This is a genomic window from Pseudomonas sp. NY15437, from assembly GCF_048068435.1.
In the GTDB taxonomy this organism is placed as follows: domain Bacteria; phylum Pseudomonadota; class Gammaproteobacteria; order Pseudomonadales; family Pseudomonadaceae; genus Pseudomonas; species Pseudomonas nitroreducens_B.
This window is the reverse complement of sequence record NZ_JBLUQC010000020.1, coordinates 21,656-44,930: the sequence shown is the minus strand read 5'-3', so window position 1 is coordinate 44,930 and position 23,275 is coordinate 21,656. Positions and strand designations below refer to the sequence as shown.

At 63.5% G+C, this 23,275-nt stretch carries 20 protein-coding genes and 2 tRNA genes; 1 reads left to right on the top strand and 21 read right to left on the bottom strand.

Features of this window, described 5'->3' with window-relative positions:
• Positions 1 to 57: 57 nt before the first annotated feature.
• The 13 genes from truB to rlmE form a co-directional block, all read right to left on the bottom strand.
• Positions 58 to 972, bottom strand: a complete 915-nt coding sequence (gene truB, locus ACNFIA_RS29325; RefSeq protein ID WP_416790587.1) for a tRNA pseudouridine(55) synthase TruB — start codon at positions 970 to 972, stop codon at positions 58 to 60.
• A 3-nt stretch (positions 973 to 975) separates the two neighbouring features.
• Entirely contained in the window at positions 976 to 1,365 is a 390-nt protein-coding gene (gene rbfA, locus ACNFIA_RS29320) for a 30S ribosome-binding factor RbfA (protein WP_416790584.1), read from the bottom strand.
• Between the two features lie 106 nt (positions 1,366 to 1,471).
• Positions 1,472 to 4,003, bottom strand: a complete 2,532-nt coding sequence (gene infB, locus ACNFIA_RS29315) for a translation initiation factor IF-2 (protein ID WP_259757403.1) — start codon at positions 4,001 to 4,003, stop codon at positions 1,472 to 1,474.
• Positions 4,004 to 4,030: 27 nt separating this feature from the next.
• The gene (gene nusA, locus ACNFIA_RS29310; protein WP_416790581.1) at positions 4,031 to 5,512 is read right to left on the bottom strand and encodes a transcription termination factor NusA; all 1,482 of its coding nucleotides are present in this window, start codon (positions 5,510 to 5,512) and stop codon (positions 4,031 to 4,033) included.
• A gap of 45 nt (positions 5,513 to 5,557) precedes the next feature.
• Positions 5,558 to 6,016 carry a ribosome maturation factor RimP gene (rimP, locus tag ACNFIA_RS29305; protein WP_259757405.1) on the bottom strand — a complete coding sequence of 153 codons (459 nt, stop codon included), beginning with the start codon at positions 6,014 to 6,016 and terminating at the stop codon, positions 5,558 to 5,560.
• A 127-nt stretch (positions 6,017 to 6,143) separates the two neighbouring features.
• Positions 6,144 to 6,220 (bottom strand) — tRNA-Met (locus ACNFIA_RS29300).
• A gap of 92 nt (positions 6,221 to 6,312) precedes the next feature.
• Positions 6,313 to 6,398, bottom strand: a tRNA-Leu gene (locus tag ACNFIA_RS29295).
• 16 nt (positions 6,399 to 6,414) lie between these two features.
• Positions 6,415 to 6,807, bottom strand: coding sequence for a preprotein translocase subunit SecG (gene secG / locus ACNFIA_RS29290; protein WP_024765320.1), 393 nt, complete (start codon positions 6,805 to 6,807; stop codon positions 6,415 to 6,417).
• Between the two features lie 2 nt (positions 6,808 to 6,809).
• Entirely contained in the window at positions 6,810 to 7,565 is a 756-nt protein-coding gene (gene tpiA / locus ACNFIA_RS29285; protein ID WP_416790578.1) for a triose-phosphate isomerase, read from the bottom strand.
• Between the two features lie 65 nt (positions 7,566 to 7,630).
• On the bottom strand, positions 7,631 to 8,971 hold the full coding sequence (gene glmM, locus ACNFIA_RS29280) for a phosphoglucosamine mutase (RefSeq protein WP_259757407.1): 1,341 nt from the start codon (positions 8,969 to 8,971) through the stop codon (positions 7,631 to 7,633).
• Positions 8,968 to 9,837 (bottom strand): dihydropteroate synthase, encoded by an 870-nt coding sequence (gene folP, locus ACNFIA_RS29275; RefSeq protein ID WP_416790576.1) that lies wholly within the window; start codon positions 9,835 to 9,837, stop codon positions 8,968 to 8,970. The genes glmM and folP overlap by 4 nt, the downstream gene beginning before the upstream one ends.
• A gap of 9 nt (positions 9,838 to 9,846) precedes the next feature.
• Positions 9,847 to 11,763 carry an ATP-dependent zinc metalloprotease FtsH gene (ftsH, locus tag ACNFIA_RS29270; protein ID WP_259759471.1) on the bottom strand — a complete coding sequence of 639 codons (1,917 nt, stop codon included), beginning with the start codon at positions 11,761 to 11,763 and terminating at the stop codon, positions 9,847 to 9,849.
• Positions 11,764 to 11,964: 201 nt separating this feature from the next.
• Entirely contained in the window at positions 11,965 to 12,588 is a 624-nt protein-coding gene (gene rlmE, locus ACNFIA_RS29265; protein ID WP_259757409.1) for a 23S rRNA (uridine(2552)-2'-O)-methyltransferase RlmE, read from the bottom strand.
• Between the two features lie 79 nt (positions 12,589 to 12,667).
• On the opposite strand from rlmE, the gene ACNFIA_RS29260 reads away from it, so the two are divergent.
• Complete coding sequence (locus ACNFIA_RS29260) at positions 12,668 to 12,982, top strand: YhbY family RNA-binding protein (protein WP_259757410.1); 315 nt, start codon at positions 12,668 to 12,670, stop codon at positions 12,980 to 12,982.
• A gap of 42 nt (positions 12,983 to 13,024) precedes the next feature.
• Here the strand turns inward: ACNFIA_RS29260 and ACNFIA_RS29255 are convergent, their stop codons facing one another.
• The 8 genes from ACNFIA_RS29255 to dnaK all read right to left on the bottom strand — a co-directional run bounded on the left by ACNFIA_RS29255 (position 13,025) and on the right by dnaK (position 23,209).
• Positions 13,025 to 13,459 carry a DUF4149 domain-containing protein gene (locus ACNFIA_RS29255; RefSeq protein ID WP_416790572.1) on the bottom strand — a complete coding sequence of 145 codons (435 nt, stop codon included), beginning with the start codon at positions 13,457 to 13,459 and terminating at the stop codon, positions 13,025 to 13,027.
• Positions 13,440 to 13,916: a transcription elongation factor GreA gene (gene greA, locus ACNFIA_RS29250; protein WP_259757412.1), complete on the bottom strand. Its 477-nt coding sequence runs from the start codon at positions 13,914 to 13,916 to the stop codon at positions 13,440 to 13,442. Before greA ends, ACNFIA_RS29255 begins: the two co-directional genes overlap by 20 nt.
• Positions 13,913 to 17,134, bottom strand: a complete 3,222-nt coding sequence (gene carB, locus ACNFIA_RS29245; protein ID WP_416790570.1) for a carbamoyl-phosphate synthase large subunit — start codon at positions 17,132 to 17,134, stop codon at positions 13,913 to 13,915. The genes greA and carB overlap by 4 nt, the downstream gene beginning before the upstream one ends.
• 19 nt (positions 17,135 to 17,153) lie before the next feature.
• Positions 17,154 to 17,807, bottom strand: coding sequence for a leucine efflux protein LeuE (gene leuE / locus ACNFIA_RS29240; RefSeq protein ID WP_416790629.1), 654 nt, complete (start codon positions 17,805 to 17,807; stop codon positions 17,154 to 17,156).
• A 43-nt stretch (positions 17,808 to 17,850) separates the two neighbouring features.
• Positions 17,851 to 18,987: a glutamine-hydrolyzing carbamoyl-phosphate synthase small subunit gene (carA, locus tag ACNFIA_RS29235; protein ID WP_416790568.1), complete on the bottom strand. Its 1,137-nt coding sequence runs from the start codon at positions 18,985 to 18,987 to the stop codon at positions 17,851 to 17,853.
• Positions 18,988 to 19,174: 187 nt separating this feature from the next.
• Positions 19,175 to 19,981 carry a 4-hydroxy-tetrahydrodipicolinate reductase gene (gene dapB, locus ACNFIA_RS29230; RefSeq protein ID WP_416790566.1) on the bottom strand — a complete coding sequence of 269 codons (807 nt, stop codon included), beginning with the start codon at positions 19,979 to 19,981 and terminating at the stop codon, positions 19,175 to 19,177.
• Positions 19,982 to 20,039: 58 nt separating this feature from the next.
• Positions 20,040 to 21,170 (bottom strand): molecular chaperone DnaJ, encoded by a 1,131-nt coding sequence (dnaJ, locus tag ACNFIA_RS29225; protein ID WP_416790564.1) that lies wholly within the window; start codon positions 21,168 to 21,170, stop codon positions 20,040 to 20,042.
• Between the two features lie 122 nt (positions 21,171 to 21,292).
• On the bottom strand, positions 21,293 to 23,209 hold the full coding sequence (gene dnaK, locus ACNFIA_RS29220; protein WP_259757417.1) for a molecular chaperone DnaK: 1,917 nt from the start codon (positions 23,207 to 23,209) through the stop codon (positions 21,293 to 21,295).
• Positions 23,210 to 23,275 lie beyond the last annotated feature (66 nt).

Sequence of the window (23,275 nt, the reverse complement as noted above, 5' to 3'; positions counted from 1 at the left end):
TGTGTTCATAGTAAGAGGAGTGACCGTGCCTGCTGACAGCCACCCTCGGTTTCGGACTTACGACCGAATCAGTCGACGCGGCGCCAGGCGCCCGTCATCGGTCACTTCACCGATACCGATGAAACGACCTTCGTGATCCTGCACCCGCAGCATGCCGAACTTCGGCACCTCGGGAGCGCGCACCGGCTGACCGTGCAGCCAGTAATAGGCGCTGTGCTCGGACAACTGCAGCAGCGGCCAGTGTTCCAGGCCGGCATCCACCGGCAGCAGGAAGCGGTCGAGGGCTTCGTTGCCACCCTCGGCATGGGCTTTCTCGAGTTCCTCCAGCGTCACCGACTGGTGCAGCTGGAAGGGACCGGCCTGGGTCCGGCGCAGGGCGGCGACGTGAGCGCCACATCCCAACTCGCGACCGAGGTCTTCGACCAGGGTGCGAATGTAGGTGCCCTTGCTGCAGGAAACGGCCAGCGTCGCACAGGGCGACTCGAACACGAGCAAATCCAGGCGCGCAATAGTAACAGAACGCGCCTCGCGCTCCACTACCTCTCCTGCACGGGCCAGCTTGTACAACGGCTGGCCATCCTTCTTCAGGGCCGAGTACATCGGCGGCACCTGCTCTATGTCGCCACGGAAACGCGGCAGCAGGGCTTCGATGGCCTCCCGACCAGCGGTCACTTCACATTGCTCGACCACCTCGCCCTCGGTATCGCCGGTGGTGGTGGTGACGCCGAGCTGGGCGACGGTCTCGTAGGCCTTGTCGGCATCGAGCAGGTACTGGGAGAACTTGGTCGCCTCGCCGAAGCACAGCGGCAGCACGCCGGTGGCCAGCGGGTCGAGGCTGCCAGTGTGGCCGGCCTTCTCGGCGTTGAGCAGCCAGCGCACCTTCTGCAGGGCCTGGTTGGAGCTCATGCCACGCGGCTTGTCGAGAATCAGCACACCGTTGACCGCACGGCGAATGCGTTTCACCTGGGCCACGCGTTACTCCTCGGAATCGCCGCCATGGCGGCGATCGGCAGCGACCGCACGCTCGATCAGCGCCGACAGCTCGGCACCACGGCGAATGCTGGCGTCGTAGCTGAAGTGCAGTTGCGGCACGGTGCGCAGCTTCATCGCCTTGCCCAGCTGCATGCGCAGGAAACCTGCGGCATCGTTGAGGATGTCGGTGTTCTGCTTCACCACCGCAGCGTTGTCGTCCTGGCCCATCACGGTGACGTACACCTTGGCATGGGACAGGTCACGGGCCACGTCGACGCCGGTGATGGTCACCAGGCCCAGACGGGGGTCCTTGATTTCAAGCTGGATCAGCAGCGCCAGTTCGCGCTGCATCTGGTCGCCGATACGCTGGGTACGGCTGTACTCTTTGGCCATTTTTCTAACCTGCTTACCCGAGCCTGAAGGCTGCGGGCCTGAAAGCGGCAAACGCCCGGGACGACTGGAAAGCCGGCCCGGGCGCTGCGTTCACGCTCGAATACCCTTACAGAGTACGAGCGACTTCGACCTTCTCGAACACTTCGATCTTGTCGCCGACGCGCACGTCGTTGTAGCTCTTCACGCCGATACCGCACTCCATGCCGGCACGCACTTCGGCGACGTCGTCCTTGAAGCGACGCAGGGATTCCAGCTCGCCTTCGAAGATCACCACGTCGTCGCGCAGTACACGGATCGGACGGTTGCGGTGCACCAGACCCTCGGTGACCATGCAGCCGGCGATCGCGCCGAACTTCGGCGAACGGAACACGTCACGCACTTCGGCGATACCCAGGATGTTCTCGCGAACATCGCTGCCGAGCATGCCGGTCAGGGCTTTCTTGACGTCTTCGATGATGTCGTAGATCACGTTGTAGTAACGCATGTCGAGGCCTTCGGTCTCGACGATCTTGCGCGCACCAGCGTCAGCACGGACGTTGAAGCCGAACAGCACCGCGTTGGAGGCCAGCGCCAGGTTGGCATCGGACTCGGTGATACCACCGACGCCGCCACCGACCACGCGAACCTGCACCTCGTCGTTGCCCAGGCCGCTGAGCGAGCCCTGCAGGGCTTCCAGCGAACCACGGACATCGGACTTGAGCACGATGTTGAGGGTCTTCTTCTCTTCCTGGCCCATGTTCTCGAAGATGTTTTCCAGCTTGCCGGCGTGGGCACGAGCCAGTTTCACTTCGCGGAACTTGCCTTGACGGAACAGAGCGACTTCGCGGGCCTTCTTCTCGTCGGCAACCACGGTCATCTCGTCACCGGCGTCCGGGGTGCCGTCCAGGCCGAGGATCTCGACCGGAATGGACGGACCGGCTTCCTTGATCGGCTTGCCGTTCTCGTCGAGCATCGCACGGACGCGGCCGTAGTTGACGCCGACCAGCACCATGTCGCCCTGACGCAGGGTGCCATCCTGGACCAGCACGGTAGCGACCGGGCCACGGCCCTTGTCCAGGCGGGACTCGACCACCACGCCACGGCCCGGGGCCGACGGAGTGGCTTTGAGTTCGAGTACTTCAGCCTGCAGCAGCACGGCTTCGAGCAGCTCGTCGACGCCGGTACCGACCTTGGCCGATACGTGGACGAAGGGAGCATCGCCGCCCCACTCTTCCGGGATCACGTCCAGAGCGGCCAGGCCGTTCTTGATGTTGTCCGGGTTGGCGTCCGGCTTGTCGATCTTGTTCACCGCGACCACGATCGGCACGCCAGCCGCTTTCGCGTGCTGCACGGCTTCCTGGGTCTGCGGCATCACGCCGTCGTCCGCTGCCACCACGAGGATGACGATGTCGGTCGCCTGGGCACCACGGGCACGCATCGCGGTGAACGCGGCGTGGCCGGGGGTGTCGAGGAAGGTGACCATGCCGCGGTCGGTTTCCACGTGGTAGGCGCCGATGTGCTGGGTGATGCCGCCGGCTTCGCCTGCTGCCACCTTGGCACGACGGATGTAGTCGAGCAGCGAGGTCTTGCCGTGGTCGACGTGGCCCATCACGGTCACGACCGGCGCGCGGGAAACCGCCTCACCTTCGAACTTCAGGGATTCAGCCAGTTGCTCTTCCAGAGCGTTCTCGCTGACCAGCTTGACCTTGTGGCCGAGTTCCTCGGCGATCAGCTGGGCGGTCTCCTGGTCGAGTACCTGGTTGATGGTCACCGGGGTGCCCATCTTGAACATGAACTTGACGACCTCGGCCCCTTTCACCGACATCTGGGCAGCCAGTTCGCCCACGGTGATGGTCTCGCCGATACTCACTTCACGCACAATCGGTCCTGTCGGGCTCTGGAACCCGTGCTGGTTACGCTTCTTCAGCTTGGCCTTGCCACGGCCGCCGCCACGACGGCCGAAGCTGTCGTCGTCGTCGACACCACTGCGCACAACGCGCGGTGCGGTGGTCTTTTCCTTTTCCTTGATCGACGGGCGATGCTGGGCATGCTTGCGATCGCGGCGCTCGTCCTCGTCGTCGCGCTTGGGCGCGCGGCGCACTTCTTCCTTCTTGCGGTCGTCCGCAGCAGGAGCGGCAGCAGCCGGGGCAGCGGGCGCTGCAGCCGCGGCACGCGGCGCTTCGGCAGCAGCCGGAGCGGCAGCGGCGGCAGGCGCAGCTTCAGCGGCCTGGCGAGCGGCGTCCGCCTGACGGCGAGCCTCTTCGGCGGCGGCGCGCTGACGAGCCTCTTCCTCGGCCTTCAGACGCGCAGCTTCTTCAGCGGCACGTTGCTCTTCCAGCTCGCGCTGGCGCTCGGCCTCGAGCTCCTCGGGATCGCGTTTGACGTAGGTCTTCTTCTTGCGGACCTCGACGCTGACGGTCTTGCTGCCAGCGACTTTCAAGGTCGACGTCGTCTTGCGTTGCAGGGTGATCTTGCGCGGCTCTTCCGCGCGATCACCGTGGCTGCCCTTGAGGTGGGCCAGCAGCGCTTGCTTCTCGCTGTCGGTCACTACCTGCTCGGCGTTGTTATGCGGCAGACCTGCTTCGCGCATCTGCTGCAGCAGGCGCTCTACCGGCGTATCGACCGTCTTGGCCAGTTCTTTCACCGTGACTTGCGTCATGCACTTCTCTCCTCAGGCCGCGAATGCTTACTCGAACCAATGGGCCCGGGCGGCCATGATCAACTTGCCGGCACGCTCTTCGTCCATGCCGTCGATGTCGAGCAGATCGTCAATGGATTGCTCGGCAAGATCTTCACGGGTGGTTACGCCACGCAGCGCCAGGTCCACGGCCAGCTCTTTGGTCATGCCATCGAGGCTGAGCAGGTCTTCGGCAGGTTGTGCGTCGGCGAGTTTCTCTTCAGTGGCGATGGCTTTGGTCAGCAGGCGGTCCTTGGCACGCGAGCGCAGCTCGTTGACGATTTCCTCGTCGAAGCCGTCGATGCTGAGCATCTCTTCCATCGGTACGTAGGCGATCTCTTCCAGGGTGGTGAAACCTTCTTCCACCAGAACCTGGGCGAGTTCTTCATCGACATCCAGCTCGTCGACGAAGCGCTGCAGGATGTCGCCAGTTTCAGCCTGCTGTTTGGCCTGGATATCGGCCTCGGTCATCACGTTCAGGGTCCAGCCGGTGAGCTGGCTGGCCAGACGGACGTTCTGGCCACTGCGGCCAATGGCCTGGGCCAGGTTGTCCTCGGCAACGGCGATATCCATGGTGTGGGTATCTTCGTCGACGATGATCGCCGCCACTTCGGCCGGAGCCATGGCGTTGATCACGAACTGCGCGGGGTTGTCGTCCCACAGGACGATATCCACACGCTCGCCGCCCAGTTCGCCGGAGACGGCCTGGACGCGGGAACCACGCATACCGATGCAGGCGCCCTGCGGGTCGATACGCTTGTCCTTGGAGCGAACGGCGATCTTGGCGCGCGAACCCGGGTCACGGGCAGCGGCCATCACGTCGATCAGTTGCTCGGCGATTTCCGGTACTTCGATGCGGAACAGCTCGATCAGCATTTCCGGCGCGGTGCGCGACAGGATCAGCTGAGGGCCACGGTTCTCGCTGCGGATTTCCTTCAGCAGGGCACGCACGCGGGTGCCGACGCGGAAGGTTTCACGCGGGATGATCTGGTCGCGGGCCAGCAGCGCTTCGGCGTTGTTGCCCAGGTCGACGATCACGTTGTCACGGGTGACCTTCTTGACGGTGCCGGAGATGATCTCGTTGACCTTCTCGCGGTAGGCGTCGACCACCTGAGCGCGCTCGGCTTCGCGGACTTTCTGCACGATGACCTGCTTGGCGGTCTGTGCGGCGATGCGGCCGAACTCGATGGACTCGATCTTCTCTTCGATGACCTCGCCGGCCTTCATGCCGGGGTGCTGTTCCTGCACGTCTTCGACGGTCAGTTCCGACGCCGGGTTGGAGTAGTCCTCGTCCTCGACGATGGTCCAGCGACGGAAAGTTTCGTAGTTGCCGTTGGCGCGGTTGATTTCCACGCGCAGGTCAACCTCGTCCTCGAAACGCTTTTTGGTCGCGGTCGCCAGGGCCAGCTCCAGCGCTTCGAAAATCACGCCAGGCGGTACACCCTTTTCGTTGGATACCGACTCAACAACCAGCAGTACTTCTTTGCTCATCGTACGCCTCGCCTTTCAATCCATTGGAATCCGCGCTCTGGCGGCTCACTCAAATCGGGGAATGATGTTGGCCTTGTCGATCGAGTCGACCGGCAGCAGGTATTCATGGTCGTCCACCAGGACCACCACATCCTGCTCCTCCACACCACGGAGAATGCCCTGGAAATTGCGACGCCGTTCGAAGGGCGTACGCAGCTTGATCTTCACCTGCTCGCCGACATAGCGGGCGAACTGCTCGAGCGTGAAGAGCGGCCGATCCATACCGGGCGACGACACCTCCAGGGTGTACTCGCCACTGATCGGGTCTTCCACGTCCAGGATGCCGCTGACCTGACGACTGACGACTTCGCAGTCATCGATCAGGATGCCTTCCGGACGATCGATATATACCCGGAGCAGGGAATGGCGACCTTGGGAAATGAACTCCAGGCCCCAGCACTCATAGCCGAGCGCTTCTACTACAGGGGCCAACAAGGCCTGCAACTGTTCTAGCTTGCTCGACACCTGATCGCCTCGCGTATGCTGTAGAAACAAAAAATGGGCGAAACGCCCATCCCTTAAGGACCGCCCTGACATGGCGGCGCGGACTGTCCAGCTAGCAAAAAGCCCCTGAAAAGGGGCTCTGCCAAACTGGTTGCGGGAGCAGGATTTGAACCTACGACCTTCGGGTTATGAGCCCGACGAGCTACCAGACTGCTCCATCCCGCGTCAAAGCTGGTGCGAAATTATACGGTTGAGCCCCTTCAAGGTCAACCGAAACTCCGAAACGACAAGGCCCGCACTGCGGGCCTTTTCGTATATGGTACCGAGGAGGGGACTCGAACCCCTACAGCCTATGGCCACTACCACCTCAAGGTAGCGTGTCTACCAATTCCACCACCTCGGCAAAAACTCTTGCCTGCTTACTTCTGTTCAGGAGCCGCCGGAACGTCGCCGTTACCGCCTGCTGGGGCTTGAGGTTGCCCTTGCGCGCCCGGCACGTCGCTAGCTGCCGGAGCCTGTTCCTGCTTCTGCTCCATCACTGCCGGATCAGGAAGCCCAGCGTGACGAATCATATCAGCTTTTTCTTTAGCAAAATACGCTAAACCCAAGCTGGTAATGAAAAAAACTGCAGCGAGTATAGCAGTAAAGCGGCTCAGGAAGGTAGCAGAACCTTGGCTACCGAAAACGGTGGCCGAAGCACCTGCACCGAACGACGCACCGGCGTCGGCACCCTTGCCTTGCTGAAGCAGGACCAGCACAACCAGACCCAGCGCCATCAGCAGGTGAATCACGATTACAACTGTTTCCAGCATCTTCAGTTTCCTGCGGCGCGACAGATCGCACCGAACTCATCTGCATTCAGGGAAGCTCCACCAATGAGCCCCCCATCGATATCCGGCATGCCGAAAAGTTCGACAGCGTTGGCGGCCTTGACACTGCCGCCATACAGGAGACGAAGACCGCGGGCCACCTCTGCGTTTTCCGCCGAGATCTGCGCGCGAATCGCCGCATGTACTTCCTGGGCCTGCTCGGGAGAAGCGGTCAGCCCCGTCCCAATCGCCCACACCGGCTCGTAAGCCACAACGGCGCGGGAGAAAGCCCCGACACCCAGATCTTCGATCACCGAGCCCAACTGGCGCCCGACGACTTCAAGCGTCTTGCCCGCCTCACGCTGTTCGCGAGTCTCACCCACGCACAGGATCGGAACCAGGCCACACGACTGAGCCGCTGCAAACTTGCGGCTGATCACTCCATCGTTTTCACCCAGGATCAGGCGACGCTCGGAGTGACCGACCAGCACCAGGGAACAGCTCGCATCTGCCAACTGGCTGGCTGCGACCTCGCCCGTGAGGGCTCCCTGCATCGGCTCAACCGCGCAATTCTGCGCACCGACGGCAACCGCCTTTCCATCCAGACCTTGTACGACCTGGTTGATGTACAGACAGGGCGGGAACACCGCCACATCGACACCCGTGGGAAGAGCCAGTTGACGCAGGCCTTTGATCAGCTCCGTTACGCTGGAGCGGGTACCGTGCATTTTCCAATTACCGGCCACCAAGGGTCGACGCATGCTGTACCTCGCTGAGCAAAGTGGGCGCAGATATTACTCGACGCTTTTGGAACTGACAAGAGAAATCAAGCACATACCTCGGTAACGACCTTTGCCAATTGTTCGGCATAGGCACGCACGCGGGCTTCCTCATCCCCTTCGACCATCACCCGTACCAGCGGCTCGGTACCGGACTTGCGCAGCAGGACGCGGCCGCGGCCGCCCATTTCCTCGGTCACCTTCGCGCAGGCGTCCTTCACCGCCGGGTGCTCCAGCGGATCGACCCCGCCGCCGGCAAAGCGCACGTTGATCAGCACCTGCGGGCACTTGCGAACGCCCATGCGAGCCTCGGCCAGGTTCTGGCCGCGGGTCTTGAGCGCCATCAGCACCTGCAGTGCGGCAATGATCGCATCACCGGTGGTGGTGTGCTGGCAGCAGACCACGTGGCCGGAGTTCTCACCACCCAGCTGCCAGTTACGCGACTGCAATTCGGACATCACGTAGCGGTCGCCTACCTTGGCGCGCACGAACGGGATGTTGAGCTCCTGCAGCGCCAGCTCCAGGCCCAGGTTGCTCATCAGCGTTCCGACCACACCGCCGTGCAGCTTGCCGCGATCCAGCATGTCGCGCGCGATGAGGTAGAGGATCTCGTCGCCATCGACGATGGTCCCGGTGTGATCGACCATCATCACCCGGTCGCCGTCACCGTCGAAAGCAATGCCGATGTCCGCGTGCTGGGCCAGCACGGCCTCCTGAAGCGCCCCCATGTGAGTGGAGCCGCACTTGTCGTTGATGTTCAGGCCATTGGGCTCGGCACCGATGACGAAAACCTCGGCGCCCAGCTCGCGGAAGACGTTGGGAGCGATCTTGTAGGTCGCGCCGTGGGCGCAATCCAGCGCAATGCGCAGGCCGGCGAAGCTGGTGTTGGACGGCACACTGCTCTTGCAGAACTCGATGTAGCGGCCGGCGGCGTCGTTGATGCGCGAGACCTTGCCCAGGCGAGCGGACTCGACCACGGTCATCGGCGCGTCGAGCAGTTCCTCGATGATCAACTCGACCTCGTCGGGCAGCTTGGTGCCCTGGCCGGAGAAGAACTTGATGCCGTTGTCGTCATGCGGGTTGTGCGACGCACTGATGACGATGCCCGCTTCGGCATGGAAGGTACGGGTGAGGTAGGCGATACCGGGAGTCGGCATGGGGCCGAGCAGCATCACGTCGGCGCCTGCGGCCGAGAGGCCCGCCTCCAGCGCGGATTCGAACATGTAGCCGGAAATCCGCGTGTCCTTGCCCACCAGGACGCGGCACTTGCCCTGCTGACGGAAGGCCATCCCCACCGCCCAGCCCAGCTTGAGCACGAAGTCGGGCGTGATCGGCGGCGTGCCGACACGACCGCGGATTCCATCGGTACCGAAATACTTCCTGCTCATGCGGGCATCCCCTCTTCCTTTGCACTTTCCACTGCGTAAATCATTCGAACCACATCCACGGTCTCGGCGACATCGTGGACGCGGATAATGCTGGCTCCCTTGGCAACCGCCAGGGCAGCCAGGGCCAGACTGCCATACAGACGCTCGCCCACTTCACGGCCGAGCGCCCGGCCAATCATGCTCTTGCGCGAGACGCCGACCAGTAACGGGCAGCCCATTTCCAGCAACCGATCCATCTGCCGGAACAGATTGAGGTTGTGGCTCTGGGTCTTGGCAAAACCGAAGCCAGGATCGATGACGATGCGTTCGCGGGCAATGCCCACGGCTTCGCACGCAGCGATGCGTTCCTCGAGGAAGCCACGGACCTCCTGAAGAATATCGGCATAGCGCGGGTCGTCCTGCATGTTCCCCGGCTCGCCACGCATGTGCATCAGGCATACGGGCAGACCGGTATCGACTGCCGCATCCAGGGCGCCATCGCGCTGCAGTGCGCGCACATCATTGATCAGTCCGGCGCCCAGACGCGCGGTTTCGCGCATGACGGCCGGGGTGGAGGTATCCACGGAGATCACCACATCCAGCTCGCGGGCAATTGCCTCGACGACCGGCGCCACCCGCTCGAGCTCCTCGGTGGGCGAAACCACACGCGCGCCGGGTCGGGTCGACTCGCCGCCGATATCGATCAGCGTGGCGCCTGCGGCGACCATCTGTGCCGCATGGCGCAACGCGGCATCGCGCTGATTGAAGCGCCCGCCGTCGGAGAAGGAATCAGGGGTGACATTGAGGATGCCCATGACATGCGGGCGGCTCAAATCAAGAACCCGGTTGCCGCAAGGCAACCGGGTCGGGTGGTACAACGAACTCATTCAGTGCTCTCAGTGTTCGCCGGCAGGTCCGCCAATCGGATTTTCCTGGCGGCCTTCGTCGCGCGGCGCGGCGGCATTGCCGGAAGAACCCGAGTTGCCGCCCTGCCAGTCGCGCGGCTCACGCGGCGTACGGCCGGCCATGATGTCGTCGATCTGATCGGCATCGATGGTTTCGTACTTCATCAGCGCGTCGGCCATCATGTCGAGCTTGTCGCGATTCTCTTCCAGCAGGCGCTTGGCGGTGCCGTAGCAGTCATCGATGATGCGGCGCACTTCCTGGTCGATCAGCTTCGCGGTCTCGCCCGACACATTGGCGTGCTGGCTGCCGGCGCTGCGACCGAGGAACACCTCACCCTCCTCCTCCGCATACATCAGCGGACCGAGCTTCTCCGACAGGCCCCACTTGGTCACCATGTTCCGCGCCAGCTGAGTGGCCCGCATGATGTCGTTGGAGGCACCGGTGGTCACGCCTTCGAAGCCCAAGGTCATCTCCTCGGCGATACGGCCACCGAACAGGGAGCAGATCTGGCTTTCCAGGGCGCGCTTGGACAGGCTGTAGCGATCCTCTTCCGGCAGGAACATGGTCACGCCCAGGGCGCGACCGCGCGGAATGATCGAAACCTTGTAGACCGGGTCGTGTTCCGGCACCAGACGGCCGACGATGGCGTGGCCGGCTTCGTGGAACGCGGTGTTCTTCTTCTCTTTCTCGGACATGACCATGGTCTTGCGCTCGGCGCCCATCATGATCTTGTCCTTGGCCAGCTCGAACTCACGCATGTCGACGATGCGCTTGTTGGCGCGGGCGGCGAACAGCGAGGCCTCGTTGACCAGGTTGGCCAGGTCGGCACCGGAGAAACCCGGAGTACCGCGCGCGATGACGGCCGGATCGACGTTGTCGCCCAGCGGCACCTTGCGCATGTGCACTTTCAGGATCTGCTCGCGGCCGCGGATATCCGGCAGGCCGACCACCACCTGGCGGTCGAAGCGCCCCGGACGCAGCAGCGCGGGGTCGAGCACGTCCGGACGGTTGGTCGCGGCGATGACGATGATGCCGTCATTCATCTCGAAGCCGTCCATCTCCACCAGCAACTGGTTAAGGGTCTGTTCACGCTCGTCGTGACCGCCACCGAGACCGGCGCCACGATGGCGGCCGACGGCGTCGATCTCGTCGATGAAGATGATGCACGGTGCGTGCTTCTTGGCCTGGTCGAACATGTCGCGAACGCGCGAGGCGCCCACGCCGACGAACATTTCCACGAAGTCCGAACCGGAAATGGTGAAGAACGGCACCTTGGCTTCGCCGGCGATCGCCTTGGCGAGCAGGGTCTTGCCGGTACCGGGGGGGCCGACCATCAGCACGCCGCGCGGAATACGGCCGCCCAGGCGCTGGAACTTGCCCGGATCGCGGAGGAATTCCACCAGCTCGCTGACTTCTTCCTTGGCCTCGTCGCAACCGGCGACGTCGGCGAAGGTGGTCTTCACCTGGTCTTCCGACAACAGGCGCGCCTTGCTCTTGCCGAAGCTCATCGGGCCGCCGCGGCCACCGCCGCCGCCCTGCATCTGGCGCATGAAGAACATGAACACCGCGATGATCACCAGGATCGGGAAGCTGGCGACCAGCAGCTGAGTCCAGATGCTCTGCTGCTCGGGCTGCTTGCCTTCGACGACCACGTTGTTGTTGACCAGGTCGCCGATCAGGCCGTTGTCCTGGATCGCCGGGCGGATGGTCTTGAAGGTGTCACCATCCTGGCGCTTGCCGGTGATGACATAGCCGTCGACGGTTACGCGCTCGACCTTGCCGTCTTTCACCTGTTGGATGAAGTCGGAATAGTTGAGCGTCTGCGGCTCGCTCGGGCTGGAGAAGTTGTTCATCACGGTGACGAGTACCGCCGCGATGATCAGCCACAGAATCAGGTTCTTTGCCATGTCGTTCAATTGACTACCCTCTGAAGCCGGCTCCGCCCTGGAAACCGCTTCTCACGACGGCCAGACTCCTTCCGGCCAAAATTACTACACAACGCCCGCCGCCCGGCAGGCGCCGTCTGTAACCCTTTATGAACCCCGGCCTTCACCGGTACAAGCAAAACCTGCAAGGCGTAGACCAACAGCCTGCCCATTCATTCCAGTCTAGGCGCCGCGAAACCCGCGTGCGAGCAGATACTGCTCGCGCGAACGGTCGCGGGAGGACAGCGGCTTGCGCATCTGTACCTTCTCGAAGTTCTCGCGAACCTGCTTGTGGTAAGCGTCGAAACCCTCACCCTGGAAAATCTTGATCAGGAAATCACCGCCCGGACGCAGCACACGGGTGCACAGGTCCAGGGCCAGCTCGCAGAGGAACATTGCGCGGGGCATGTCCACAGCGGGCAATCCACTCATATTGGGGGCCATATCGGAAATCACAAGGTCTACCGGATTTTCTCCGATGGCCGCGAGCAACTGCTCGAAGACCTCGTCCTCGGTGAAGTCGCCCTGGATGAAGGTGACGTCCGGGATGCTGTCCATCGGCAGGATGTCCGAGGCGATCAGCGTACCCTTGTCGCCAATCACCCGACTGGTGACCTGCGACCAGCCGCCTGGCGCTGCGCCGAGGTCGACCACGGTCATGCCGGGGCGCAGGATGCGATCCTTCTCCTGGATTTCCAGCAGCTTGTAGCTGGCGCGCGAGCGATAGCCGTCGCGCTGTGCCATCTTCACGTACGGATCGTCGAAATGTTCTTTCAGCCAGCGATGGCTAGTCTTGGAACGGGCCACGTATTACCTCGTCTGAGCGGCATCCCGGTATAACCGAAACTCGGGTAGAATATCCGCCTTTTTTCCCAGGGGTCAGATTATGGCGCTCTCTCAGGAGCAGAAAAAGCAGTTCAAATCTATCGGGCATCACCTGAAACCCGTATTGACCGTTGCTGAAAACGGTCTGTCGGAAGGCGTGATGGCCGAGCTTGAGCGTGCTCTGAACGATCACGAACTGATCAAGGTGCAGTTCCGCATCGCCGAACGCGACGACCGTCGCGCGCTGATCGACGAACTCTGCCAGAGCGGCAGCTGCGAACTGATCCAGGTCATCGGCAAGATGGCGCTGATCTATCGCCGCAATCCCAAGCCGAACAAGAACCTGTCGAACATCAGCCGCTACAGCGGCCTCTGACAGTCAAGCCCGGCAGCGCGGAGCCGGCAAGGCTCCGCCGCGTCAATTCCGCTCGCCCCGTCCCGGCGCCGGTTGCAGCACCAGCAGCAGACCGCACAGCGCCACCACCAGGTAGTTGAACAGCAGCCAGCGCTGAGCGTCCGGCGCGACCTGGCGCACCACAAAATAGGCCGCCGCCATCACCAGCACGGTGAGCAGCAACTGCCCTCGCGTTTCCCGGAGGAAGGCAGCGGCGCCGCGCGCCTGCCAGAGCACCAGGGCCTGGAGCAGCACGCAGAACGCCGCGAAAGCCAGCAGCAACGGCTTCAGCGCGTCGGCCACGGATTCCACCAGCAGCGGCGCCAGGCCGATCTTGTCCAGTGCCGGCAGAACCACGAACTGAAGCAGCCACAGGCCGCCGACCCAGAATGTCTGGGCCAGCAGCCAACTGACGGTGCCTGCGTTGAGGGATTGCCGATCAGGCGTGGCGGACTTCAACGATCTCGTACTCGACGTCGCCGCCCGGGGTCTTCACCAGCACGGCATCGCCTTCGGTCTTGCCGATCAGCGCGCGGGCGATCGGCGAGTTGACCGAGATCTTGCTGTTCTTGATGTCCGCCTCGTCGTCGCCGACGATCTGGTAGGTCACCGTCTCGTCGGTCTCGACGTTGGCGATATCCACGGTGGTGCCGAAGATCACCTTGCCGGTGTGCGGAATGGTGGTCACGTCGATGATCTGCGCGTTGGACAGCTTGGCCTCGATGTCGCGGATACGCGCCTCGGACATGCCCTGCTGTTCGCGGGCCGCATGGTACTCGGCGTTTTCCTTGAGGTCGCCCAGCTCACGCGCCTCCGCGATGGCCTGTGTGATCTGCGGGCGCAGAACGGTCTTCAGGTATTTCAGTTCTTCTTCCAGGGCGCGGGCGCCCTGGACGGTCATTGGGAATTTGCTCATGCGTTGATTCCTGCATGGAGATCCTGCAGACGGCGAACGGTCTTCTCGGGACCGAACTTGAGCGCCTCACAGATCGCCTGACCCGCCGCGATGGTGGTGGTGCAGTAGATCTTGTGCTGCAGGGCGTTACGACGGATGGAGTACGAGTCAGCGATGGACTGGCGGCCTTCGGTGGTGTTGATGATCAGGGTGACTTCGTCATTCTTAATCATGTCGACCACGTGAGGACGGCCCTCGGTCACCTTGTTCACGCGACGCACCGGCAGGCCGGCCGCTTCGATCACCTTGGCGGTACCGGCAGTGGCAACCACCTCGAAGCCCAGCGCGACCAGATCGCGAGCGACCTGGACGGCTTGCGGCTTGTCGTCCTCGCGGACGCTGATGAAGGCGCAACCGGCGTTCGGCAGGATTTCGCTGGCGCCCAGCTGGGCCTTGGCGAATGCCTCACCGAAGCTGTCGCCGACCCCCATTACCTCGCCGGTGGATTTCATCTCTGGGCCGAGGATCGGGTCGACGCCGGGGAACTTGGCGAACGGGAACACCGCTTCCTTGACGCTATAGTACGGCGGGATCACCTCCTGGGTGAAGCCGACTTCGGCCAGGGATTTGCCAGCCATGACGCGGGCCGCAACCTTGGCCAGGGATTCGCCGATGCACTTGGAAACGAAGGGCACGGTACGCGAGGCGCGCGGGTTGACCTCGATCACGTAGATGTCTTCGCCCTGCACGGCCATCTGCACGTTCATCAGGCCGACCACGCCGAGCTCCAGGGCCATCTTCTTGACCTGTTCGCGGATCTCGTCCTGGATGTGCTGCGGCAGCGAGTACGGCGGCAGCGAGCAGGCGGAGTCACCGGAGTGCACGCCGGCCTGTTCGATGTGCTGCATGATCGCGCCGATTACCACGGTCTCGCCGTCGCACACCGCATCGATGTCGACTTCGATGGCGCAGTTGAGGAAGCGGTCCAGCAGCACCGGGCTGTCGTTGGAAACCTTCACGGCCTCGCGCATGTAGCGCTTGAGCTCTTCTTCCTGGTAGACGATTTCCATCGCGCGACCGCCCAGTACGTAGGACGGGCGCACCACCATCGGGTAGCCGATGTTCTTCGACAGCTCCAGGGCCTGGTCTTCGCTGCGCGCGGTGGCGTTGGCCGGCTGGCGCAGGTTCAGGCGCTGGACCATCTGCTGGAAGCGCTCGCGGTCTTCGGCGCGGTCGATGGCGTCGGGGCTGGTGCCGATGATCGGCACGCCGGCCTCTTCCAGCGCGCGGCAGAGTTTCAGCGGGGTCTGGCCGCCGTACTGCACGATCACGCCCTTGGGCTGCTCGACGCGGACGATCTCCAGTACGTCTTCCAGAGTCACCGGCTCGAAGTACAGGCGATCGGAGGTGTCGTAGTCGGTGGAGACGGTTTCCGGGTTGCAGTTGACCATGATGGTCTCGTAACCGTCTTCACGCATGGCCAGTGCGGCGTGTACGCAGCAGTAGTCGAACTCGATGCCCTGGCCGATGCGGTTCGGACCGCCGCCCAGGATCATGATCTTGTCGCGGGTCGACGGGTTGGCCTCGCACTCTTCCTCGTAGGTCGAGTACATGTAGGCGGTGTCGGTGGCGAACTCGGCGGCGCAGGTGTCCACGCGCTTGTACACCGGCAGCACCTTGAGCTTCTGGCGATGGCTGCGCAGGTTCTTCTCGGTCACGCCGAGCAGCTTGGCCAGGCGGGCGTCGGAGAAGCCCTTGCGCTTGAGCTTGTACATCAGGTCGCGGTCGATGGCGGACAGACCCAGGGTCTTGACGCGCTCCTCGTCCTTGACCAGGTCTTCGATCTGCACCAGGAACCACTCGTCGATGCGGGTCAGGTCGAAGACTTCGGCGATGCTCTTGCCGGCACGGAAGGCGTCGGCGACGTACCAGATGCGGTCGGCATTGGGCACGGTCAGCTCGCGCTTGAGGATGCCGTCGGCTTCCGGATCGTTCAGGTCCAGCTTCGGATCGAAACCGGTGGCGCCCACTTCCAGGCCGCGCAGGGCTTTCTGCACGGACTCCTGGAAGGTGCGGCCGATGGCCATGACTTCACCCACGGACTTCATCTGGGTGGTCAGGCGGGCGTCGGCTTTCGGGAATTTCTCGAAGGCGAAACGCGGGATCTTGGTGACGACGTAGTCGATCGCCGGCTCGAAGGAGGCCGGGGTGCGACCGCCGGTGATGTCGTTCTGCAGCTCATCGAGGGTGTAGCCGACGGCCAGCTTGGCAGCGATCTTGGCGATCGGGAAGCCGGTGGCCTTGGAGGCCAGCGCCGAGGAACGCGACACGCGCGGGTTCATCTCGATCACGACCATGCGGCCGGTGTTCGGGCAGATGCCGAATTGCACGTTGGAACCGCCGGTTTCCACGCCGATCTCACGCAGCACCGCCAGCGAGGCGTTGCGCATGATCTGGTATTCCTTGTCGGTCAGGGTCTGTGCCGGAGCGACGGTGATCGAGTCACCGGTGTGCACACCCATCGGGTCGAAGTTCTCGATGGAGCAGACGATGATGCAGTTGTCCTTCTTGTCGCGGACCACCTCCATCTCGTATTCCTTCCAGCCGATCAGCGATTCGTCGATCAGCAGCTCGTTGGTCGGCGACAGGTCCAGGCCACGGGCGCAGATTTCTTCGAATTCTTCGCGGTTGTAGGCGATGCCGCCGCCGGTGCCGCCCATGGTGAAGGACGGACGGATGATGCACGGGAAGCCGACCTTCTCCAGCACGCCGTAGGCTTCTTCCATGGTGTGGGCGATACCCGAGCGCGGGCAGGCCAGGCCGATGTCGCGCATGGCCTTGTCGAAGCGCGAACGGTCTTCGGCCTTGTCGATGGTGTCGGCGTTGGCACCGATCATTTCCACGCCGAACTGCTCGAGCACGCCGTGGCGCTCCAGGTCAAGGGCGCAGTTCAGGGCAGTCTGGCCACCCATGGTCGGCAGCAGCGCGTCAGGGCGCTCCTTCTCGATGATCTTGGCGACGGTCTGCCACTTGATCGGCTCGATGTAGGTGGCGTCGGCCATGGCCGGGTCGGTCATGATGGTGGCCGGGTTGGAGTTCACCAGGATGACACGGAAGCCTTCTTCCTTCAGGGCCTTGCAGGCCTGTGCGCCGGAGTAGTCGAACTCGCAGGCCTGGCCGATGACGATCGGGCCGGCGCCGAGGATCAGGATGCTCTTGATGTCTGTACGCTTGGGCATGGGACTCTCGTTGCAATATTCAGGAAAGGGTTGCGCTGGCCAGCTTCACGCCAAAGCCGACGAACAGGGCGCCGACGCCACTCGAGGCGCCGGCAGCCAGCCGTTGCCGCCGACGGAACCAGGCCGCCAGACGCACACCGGAGAAAATCAGGAAACTCAGGTACAGGGCGCTGATGATCTCGAGGATCGCGCCCAGCACCAGGAACGACAGGCCGGGGTAGGCGTAACCCGGGTCGACGAATTGGATGAAGAAGGAAATGAAGAAGAGGATCGCCTTGGGGTTGGACAGGCTCAACAGCAGCGCCTTGCGGAACGGCTGATTGACGTCCACTTCCTTGGCCGGCGCGGCGGCCGCCTCCAGCGGGTGGCGCAGCTTCTGCCAACCACCGCGGAGCATGCCGATACCCAGGTAGAACAGGTACGCGGCGCCAACGTATTTCAGGCCCAGGAACAGCATGGGCTCGGCCTTGAGGACCGAGGCGATACCCAGCGCCGAGAGGAACATCAGGATCGCATCGCCCAGGAACACCGCGCTCGCCGCCCGATAGCCCGAGGCCACGCCGCGCTGGGCGGCGGTGGCGAGGACGAACAGCGAGTTCGGCCCCGGCAGCAGGACGATGAACAACGTACCCAGGACGTAGGTCCACAGGTCGGTGATTCCGAGGGTCGGCATCATCTTCTTCTACCTCTTGCGTCCAGTTCGCACCAGGCCGAACTCAGCGGCGCTCGGCCATCGCCGCGATGAAGCGGTCGAACAGCGGAGCCACGTCGTGCGGGCCGGGGCTGGCTTCCGGGTGACCCTGGAAGCTGAAGGCCACCTTGTCGGTGCGCTCGATGCCCTGCAGGGTGCCATCGAACAGCGACTTGTGGGTCGCGCGCAGGTTGGCCGGCATGCTCGCCTCGTCCACGGCGAAACCGTGGTTCTGGCTGGTGATCATCACCACGCCCGAATCCAGGTCCTGCACCGGGTGGTTGGCACCGTGGTGGCCGTGCCCCATCTTCAGGGTCTTGGCGCCGGACGCCAGGGCCAGCAGCTGGTGACCGAGGCAGATGCCGAAGACCGGGATCTCGGTATCGAGGAACTCCCGGATGGCCTGGATGGCGTAGTCGCACGGCTCGGGGTCGCCGGGGCCGTTGGAGAGGAAGATGCCGTCCGGGTTCAGGGCAAGCACTTCGCTGGCCGGGGTCTGTGCCGGCACCACGGTCAGGCGGCAGCCGCGTGCCACCAGCATGCGCAGAATGTTCAGCTTCACGCCGAAATCGTAGGCGACCACGTGGTACGGCAGGTCGGCGGCGGCGATTTCCGGGTGGCTGTCGGTTTCCAGGCTCCACACGCTGGAACGCCATTCGTAGCGCTCGGTGGAGGAAACGACTTTGGCCAGGTCCATGCCTTTCAAGCCCGGGAAGCCGCGCGCCAGTTCGAGGGCTTTTTCCTCGGTGGCATCATCGCCAGCGAGGATGCAGCCGTTCTGCGAACCCTTCTCGCGCAGGATGCGGGTCAGGCGGCGGGTGTCGATGCCGGCGATGGCAACGGTACCGTTGGCTTTCAGGTAGTCCGGCAGGGACTGCTTGTCGCGCCAGCTGCTGGAGAGCAGCGGCAGGTCACGAATGATCAGGCCGGCGGCCCAGACCTTGTTCGATTCGGCGTCCTCGGGCGTGGTGCCGGTGTTGCCGATGTGCGGGTAGGTCAGGGTGACGATCTGTTGGGCGTAGGAAGGATCGGTGAGGATTTCCTGGTAGCCGGTCATGGCGGTGTTGAACACCACCTCTCCGACGGTCTGCCCGTCGGCGCCGATGGCTTCACCGCGAAAAACGCTGCCGTCGGCAAGTGCAAGTATGGCTGGCTTAGTCAAGAAGACCTCCCGTAGTTCAAGCCTGGCTGGGCGTGCGCAGATTGTAAAAAAGCGGGATGACATCAGAAGAAGTCATCCCGCTTTTTATGTGATCATGCTGCGCTGCTTTTAGTGGACACACTAAAGCTGTAGTTTACAGAAAAGCGACATCATGGTCCACCTTTTGCACGACGTACGGCTATGCCTCTCAGCGAAGGCCGAGCACATCCTGCATGTCGTACAGGCCGTTGGCCTGCCCTTCCAGCCACTGCGCGGCACGCACGGCGCCACGAGCGAAGGTCATGCGGCTCGAGGCCTTGTGGGTGATTTCCACGCGCTCGCCGTCAGCGGCGAACAGCACGGTGTGGTCGCCCACCACGTCACCGGCCCGCACGGTGGCGAAGCCGATGGTCTCGCGCGGACGCGCACCGGTCTGGCCTTCACGACCGTAGACGGCCACCTTCTCCAGATCACGCCCCAGTGCATTGGCAACCACTTCACCCATGCGCAGCGCGGTGCCGGACGGCGCGTCGACCTTGTGGCGGTGGTGCGCTTCGAGGATCTCGATATCCACGTCGTCACCCAGCACGCGGGCGGCGGTGTCGAGCAGCTTCAGGCACAGGTTCACGCCGACACTGTAGTTGGCCGCGAAGACGATCGGGATGTCCTTCGCCGCTTCGCTCAGCAGTTCCTTCTCCGCACTGGAGAAACCGGTGGTGCCGATGACCATGGCCTTGCCCGCCTTGCGGCAGACCTCCAGGTTCTTCAGGGTCACGGTCGGATGGGTGAAATCGATCAGCACGTCGAACTCGTCGACCACCTTGGCCAGGTCGCCCGACAGCGGCACGCCGATACGCCCCAGGCCCGCCAGCTCGCCGGCATCGGCACCCACCAGGGTGCTGTCCGGACGGTCCACCGCTGCGGTCAGGCCGGCGCTGCCATTGGTCTGCTGCACCGCCTCGATCAGGGTCTTGCCCATGCGCCCGGCGGCGCCCATTACGGCTATACGTCGCATATAAAACAGCTCCAAAGCTAAAAAAGCCCCGGACGATTCGCACCGCCGGGGCCTTGCATCATAGATCGTCGAAGAAGCGCTTCATGCCTTCGAACCAGCCACTGGCCTTGGGCGAGTGGGAAGAGTTGCCCTGCAGGGTATTGCGGAACTCTTCGAGCAGCTCGCGCTGACGCTTGTCCAGGTTGACCGGGGTTTCCACGACGACACGGCACATCAGGTCGCCAGCACCGCCACCGCGCACCGGGGCCACGCCCTTGCCGCGCAGGCGGAACAGCTTGCCGGTCTGGGTGCCCTCGGGGATCTTCAGCTTCACGCGGCCATCCAGGGTCGGCACTTCCAGCTCGCCACCCAGGGCGGCGTCGGCGAAGCTGATCGGCACTTCGCAGTACAGGTGCTTGCCGTCGCGCTGGAAGATGTCGTGCTCGCGCACGTTCACCACCACGTACAGGTCGCCCGCCGGGCCGCCGTGGGCGCCCGCCTCGCCTTCGCCGGTCAGGCGGATGCGATCACCGGTATCGACGCCCGCCGGGACTTTCACCGACAGGGTCTTGTGCTCTTCCACACGACCCTGGCCGTGGCAGGAACCACAGGGGTCGGTGATCATCTTGCCGCTGCCGTGGCAACGCGGGCAGGTCTGCTGCACCGAGAAGAAGCCCTGCTGCATGCGCACCTGGCCGATACCACCGCAGGTGGTACAGGTGACCGGCGTGGTGCCGGCCTTGGCGCCGCTGCCGTTGCAGGTCTTGCAGCCCACCAGGGTGGGCACGCGGATGGTCACAGTGGTGCCGCGGACCGCGTCTTCCAAGTCCAGGTCCAGGGTGTAGCGCAGGTCGGCGCCGCGCGCCGGGCCGCCACGGGAGCCGCCGCGGCCGCCGCCACCACCGAAGAAGTCGCTGAAGACATCGCCGAAGATGTCCGAGAAGCTCGCGCCGCCGAAGCCCGCACCGCCGCCGCCCATCTGCGGGTCGACGCCGGCATGGCCGTACTGGTCGTAGGCCGCGCGCTTACTGGCGTCGGACAGGACCTCGTACGCTTCGTTGGCCTCCTTGAATTTGTCCTCGGCAGCCTTGTCGCCGGGGTTGCGGTCCGGGTGGAACTTCATGGCAAGCCGGCGATAGGCCTTCTTCAGGTCCGCTTCGCTGGCGCCGCGCTCGACACCCAGTACCTCGTAAAAATCACGTTTGGCCATAAATTCTTTGCACCTTGAAAACCTCTCCCCCAGACACGCCAACGCGGGAGCAAGCCCCCGCGTGACGTTTCACGCGCACCGACCCGCTGGTCGGTGCGCTGGAGCGCAAGCTTGCACGCGGCTTACTTGTTCTCCTTGACCTCTTCGAACTCGGCGTCGACGACATCGTCGCCCGCCTTGTCGTCAGCGGCCTCGCCCTGAGCGGCAGCGCCCGGCTGCGGCTGTTCGGCGTACATCTTCTGCGCCAGCGGAGTGGATGCCTGGGACAGCGCGTTCATCTTCGCCTCGATCTCGGCCTTGTCGTCGCCCTTCACGGCAACTTCCAGCTCGCCGAGCGCTTTCTCGATGGCGGCTTTCTCCTCGGCGGTGGCCTTGTCGCCAGCCTCGGTGACCATCTTGCGAGTCGCGTGGACCAGCGCGTCACCCTGGTTGCGGGCAGCGGCCAGTTCCTCGAACTTGCGGTCTTCCTCGGCATTCGCCTCGGCGTCGCGGACCATCTGCTGGATCTCGTCTTCGGACAGGCCGGAGGACGCCTTGATCACGATGGACTGCTGCTTGCCGGTGGCCTTGTCCTTCGCACCGACGTGCAGGATGCCGTTGGCGTCGATGTCGAAGGTCACTTCGATCTGCGGCACGCCGCGCGGAGCCGGCGGGATATCGGCCAGGTCGAACTTGCCCAGCGACTTGTTCTGCGCGGCCTGCTTGCGCTCGCCCTGCAGCACGTGGATGGTCACGGCGCCCTGGTTGTCATCGGCAGTGGAGAACACCTGGGACTTCTTGGTCGGGATGGTGGTGTTCTTGTCGATCAGCGCTGTCATCACGCCACCGAGGGTTTCGATACCCAGGGTCAGCGGGGTGACGTCGAGCAGCAGCACGTCCTTCACGTCGCCGGCCAGCACGGCGCCCTGGATGGCAGCACCCATGGCAACGGCTTCGTCCGGGTTGACATCCTTGCGCGCTTCCTTGCCGAAGAACTCGGCAACGGTCTTCTGCACGAGCGGCATGCGGGTCTGGCCGCCGACCAGGATCACTTCGTCGATCTTCGACACGTCCAGGCCTGCGTCTTTCAGCGCAACGCGGCACGGCTCGATGGTACGGCTGACCAGGTCTTCCACCAGGGATTCCAGCTTGGCGCGGGAAACCTTGACGTTCAGGTGTTTCGGGCCGCTGGCGTCAGCGGTGACGTACGGCAGGTTGACATCGGTCTGCTGGGTCGAGGACAGCTCGATCTTGGCCTTCTCGGCAGCTTCCTTCAGGCGCTGCATGGCCAGCGGGTCGCCCTTGAGGTCCATGCCGGATTCTTTCTTGAATTCCTCGACGAGGTAGTCGATCAGACGCAGGTCGAAGTCTTCACCACCCAGGAAGGTGTCACCGTTGGTGGCCAGTACTTCGAACTGGTGCTCGCCATCAACTTCGGCGATCTCGATCACGGAAACGTCGAAGGTGCCGCCGCCCAGGTCATAGACGATGATGGTGTGGTCGCCCTTGGCCTTGTCCAGGCCGTAGGCCAGCGCAGCCGCGGTCGGCTCGTTGATGATGCGCTTGACGTCCAGGCCGGCGATACGGCCGGCGTCCTTGGTGGCCTGGCGCTGGCTGTCGTTGAAGTAGGCCGGAACGGTGATGACCGCTTCGGTGACCGGCTCGCCCAGGTAGTCCTCGGCGGTCTTCTTCATCTTCTTCAGGACTTCGGCGGAGACCTGCGGCGGAGCCATCTTCTGGCCCTTGGCCTCGACCCACGCGTCGCCGTTGTCAGCCTTGACGATGTTGTACGGCACCATCTTGATGTCTTTCTGTACGACGTCTTCTTCGAAGCGACGACCGATCAGGCGCTTCACCGCGTACAGGGTGTTCTTCGGGTTGGTCACGGCCTGGCGCTTCGCCGGCTGGCCAACCAGGATTTCGCCGTCGTTGGCGTAGCCGATGATCGACGGGGTGGTACGAGCGCCTTCGGCGTTCTCGATGACCTTGACGTTACCGTTCTCCAGGATGGACACACAGGAGTTGGTGGTCCCCAGGTCGATACCAATGATTTTGCCCATATTTCACTCTCCAGAAATTAGATTCCGCGCTGACCCTGTTGCGGGTCTTTGGCTCGGTTGATTACC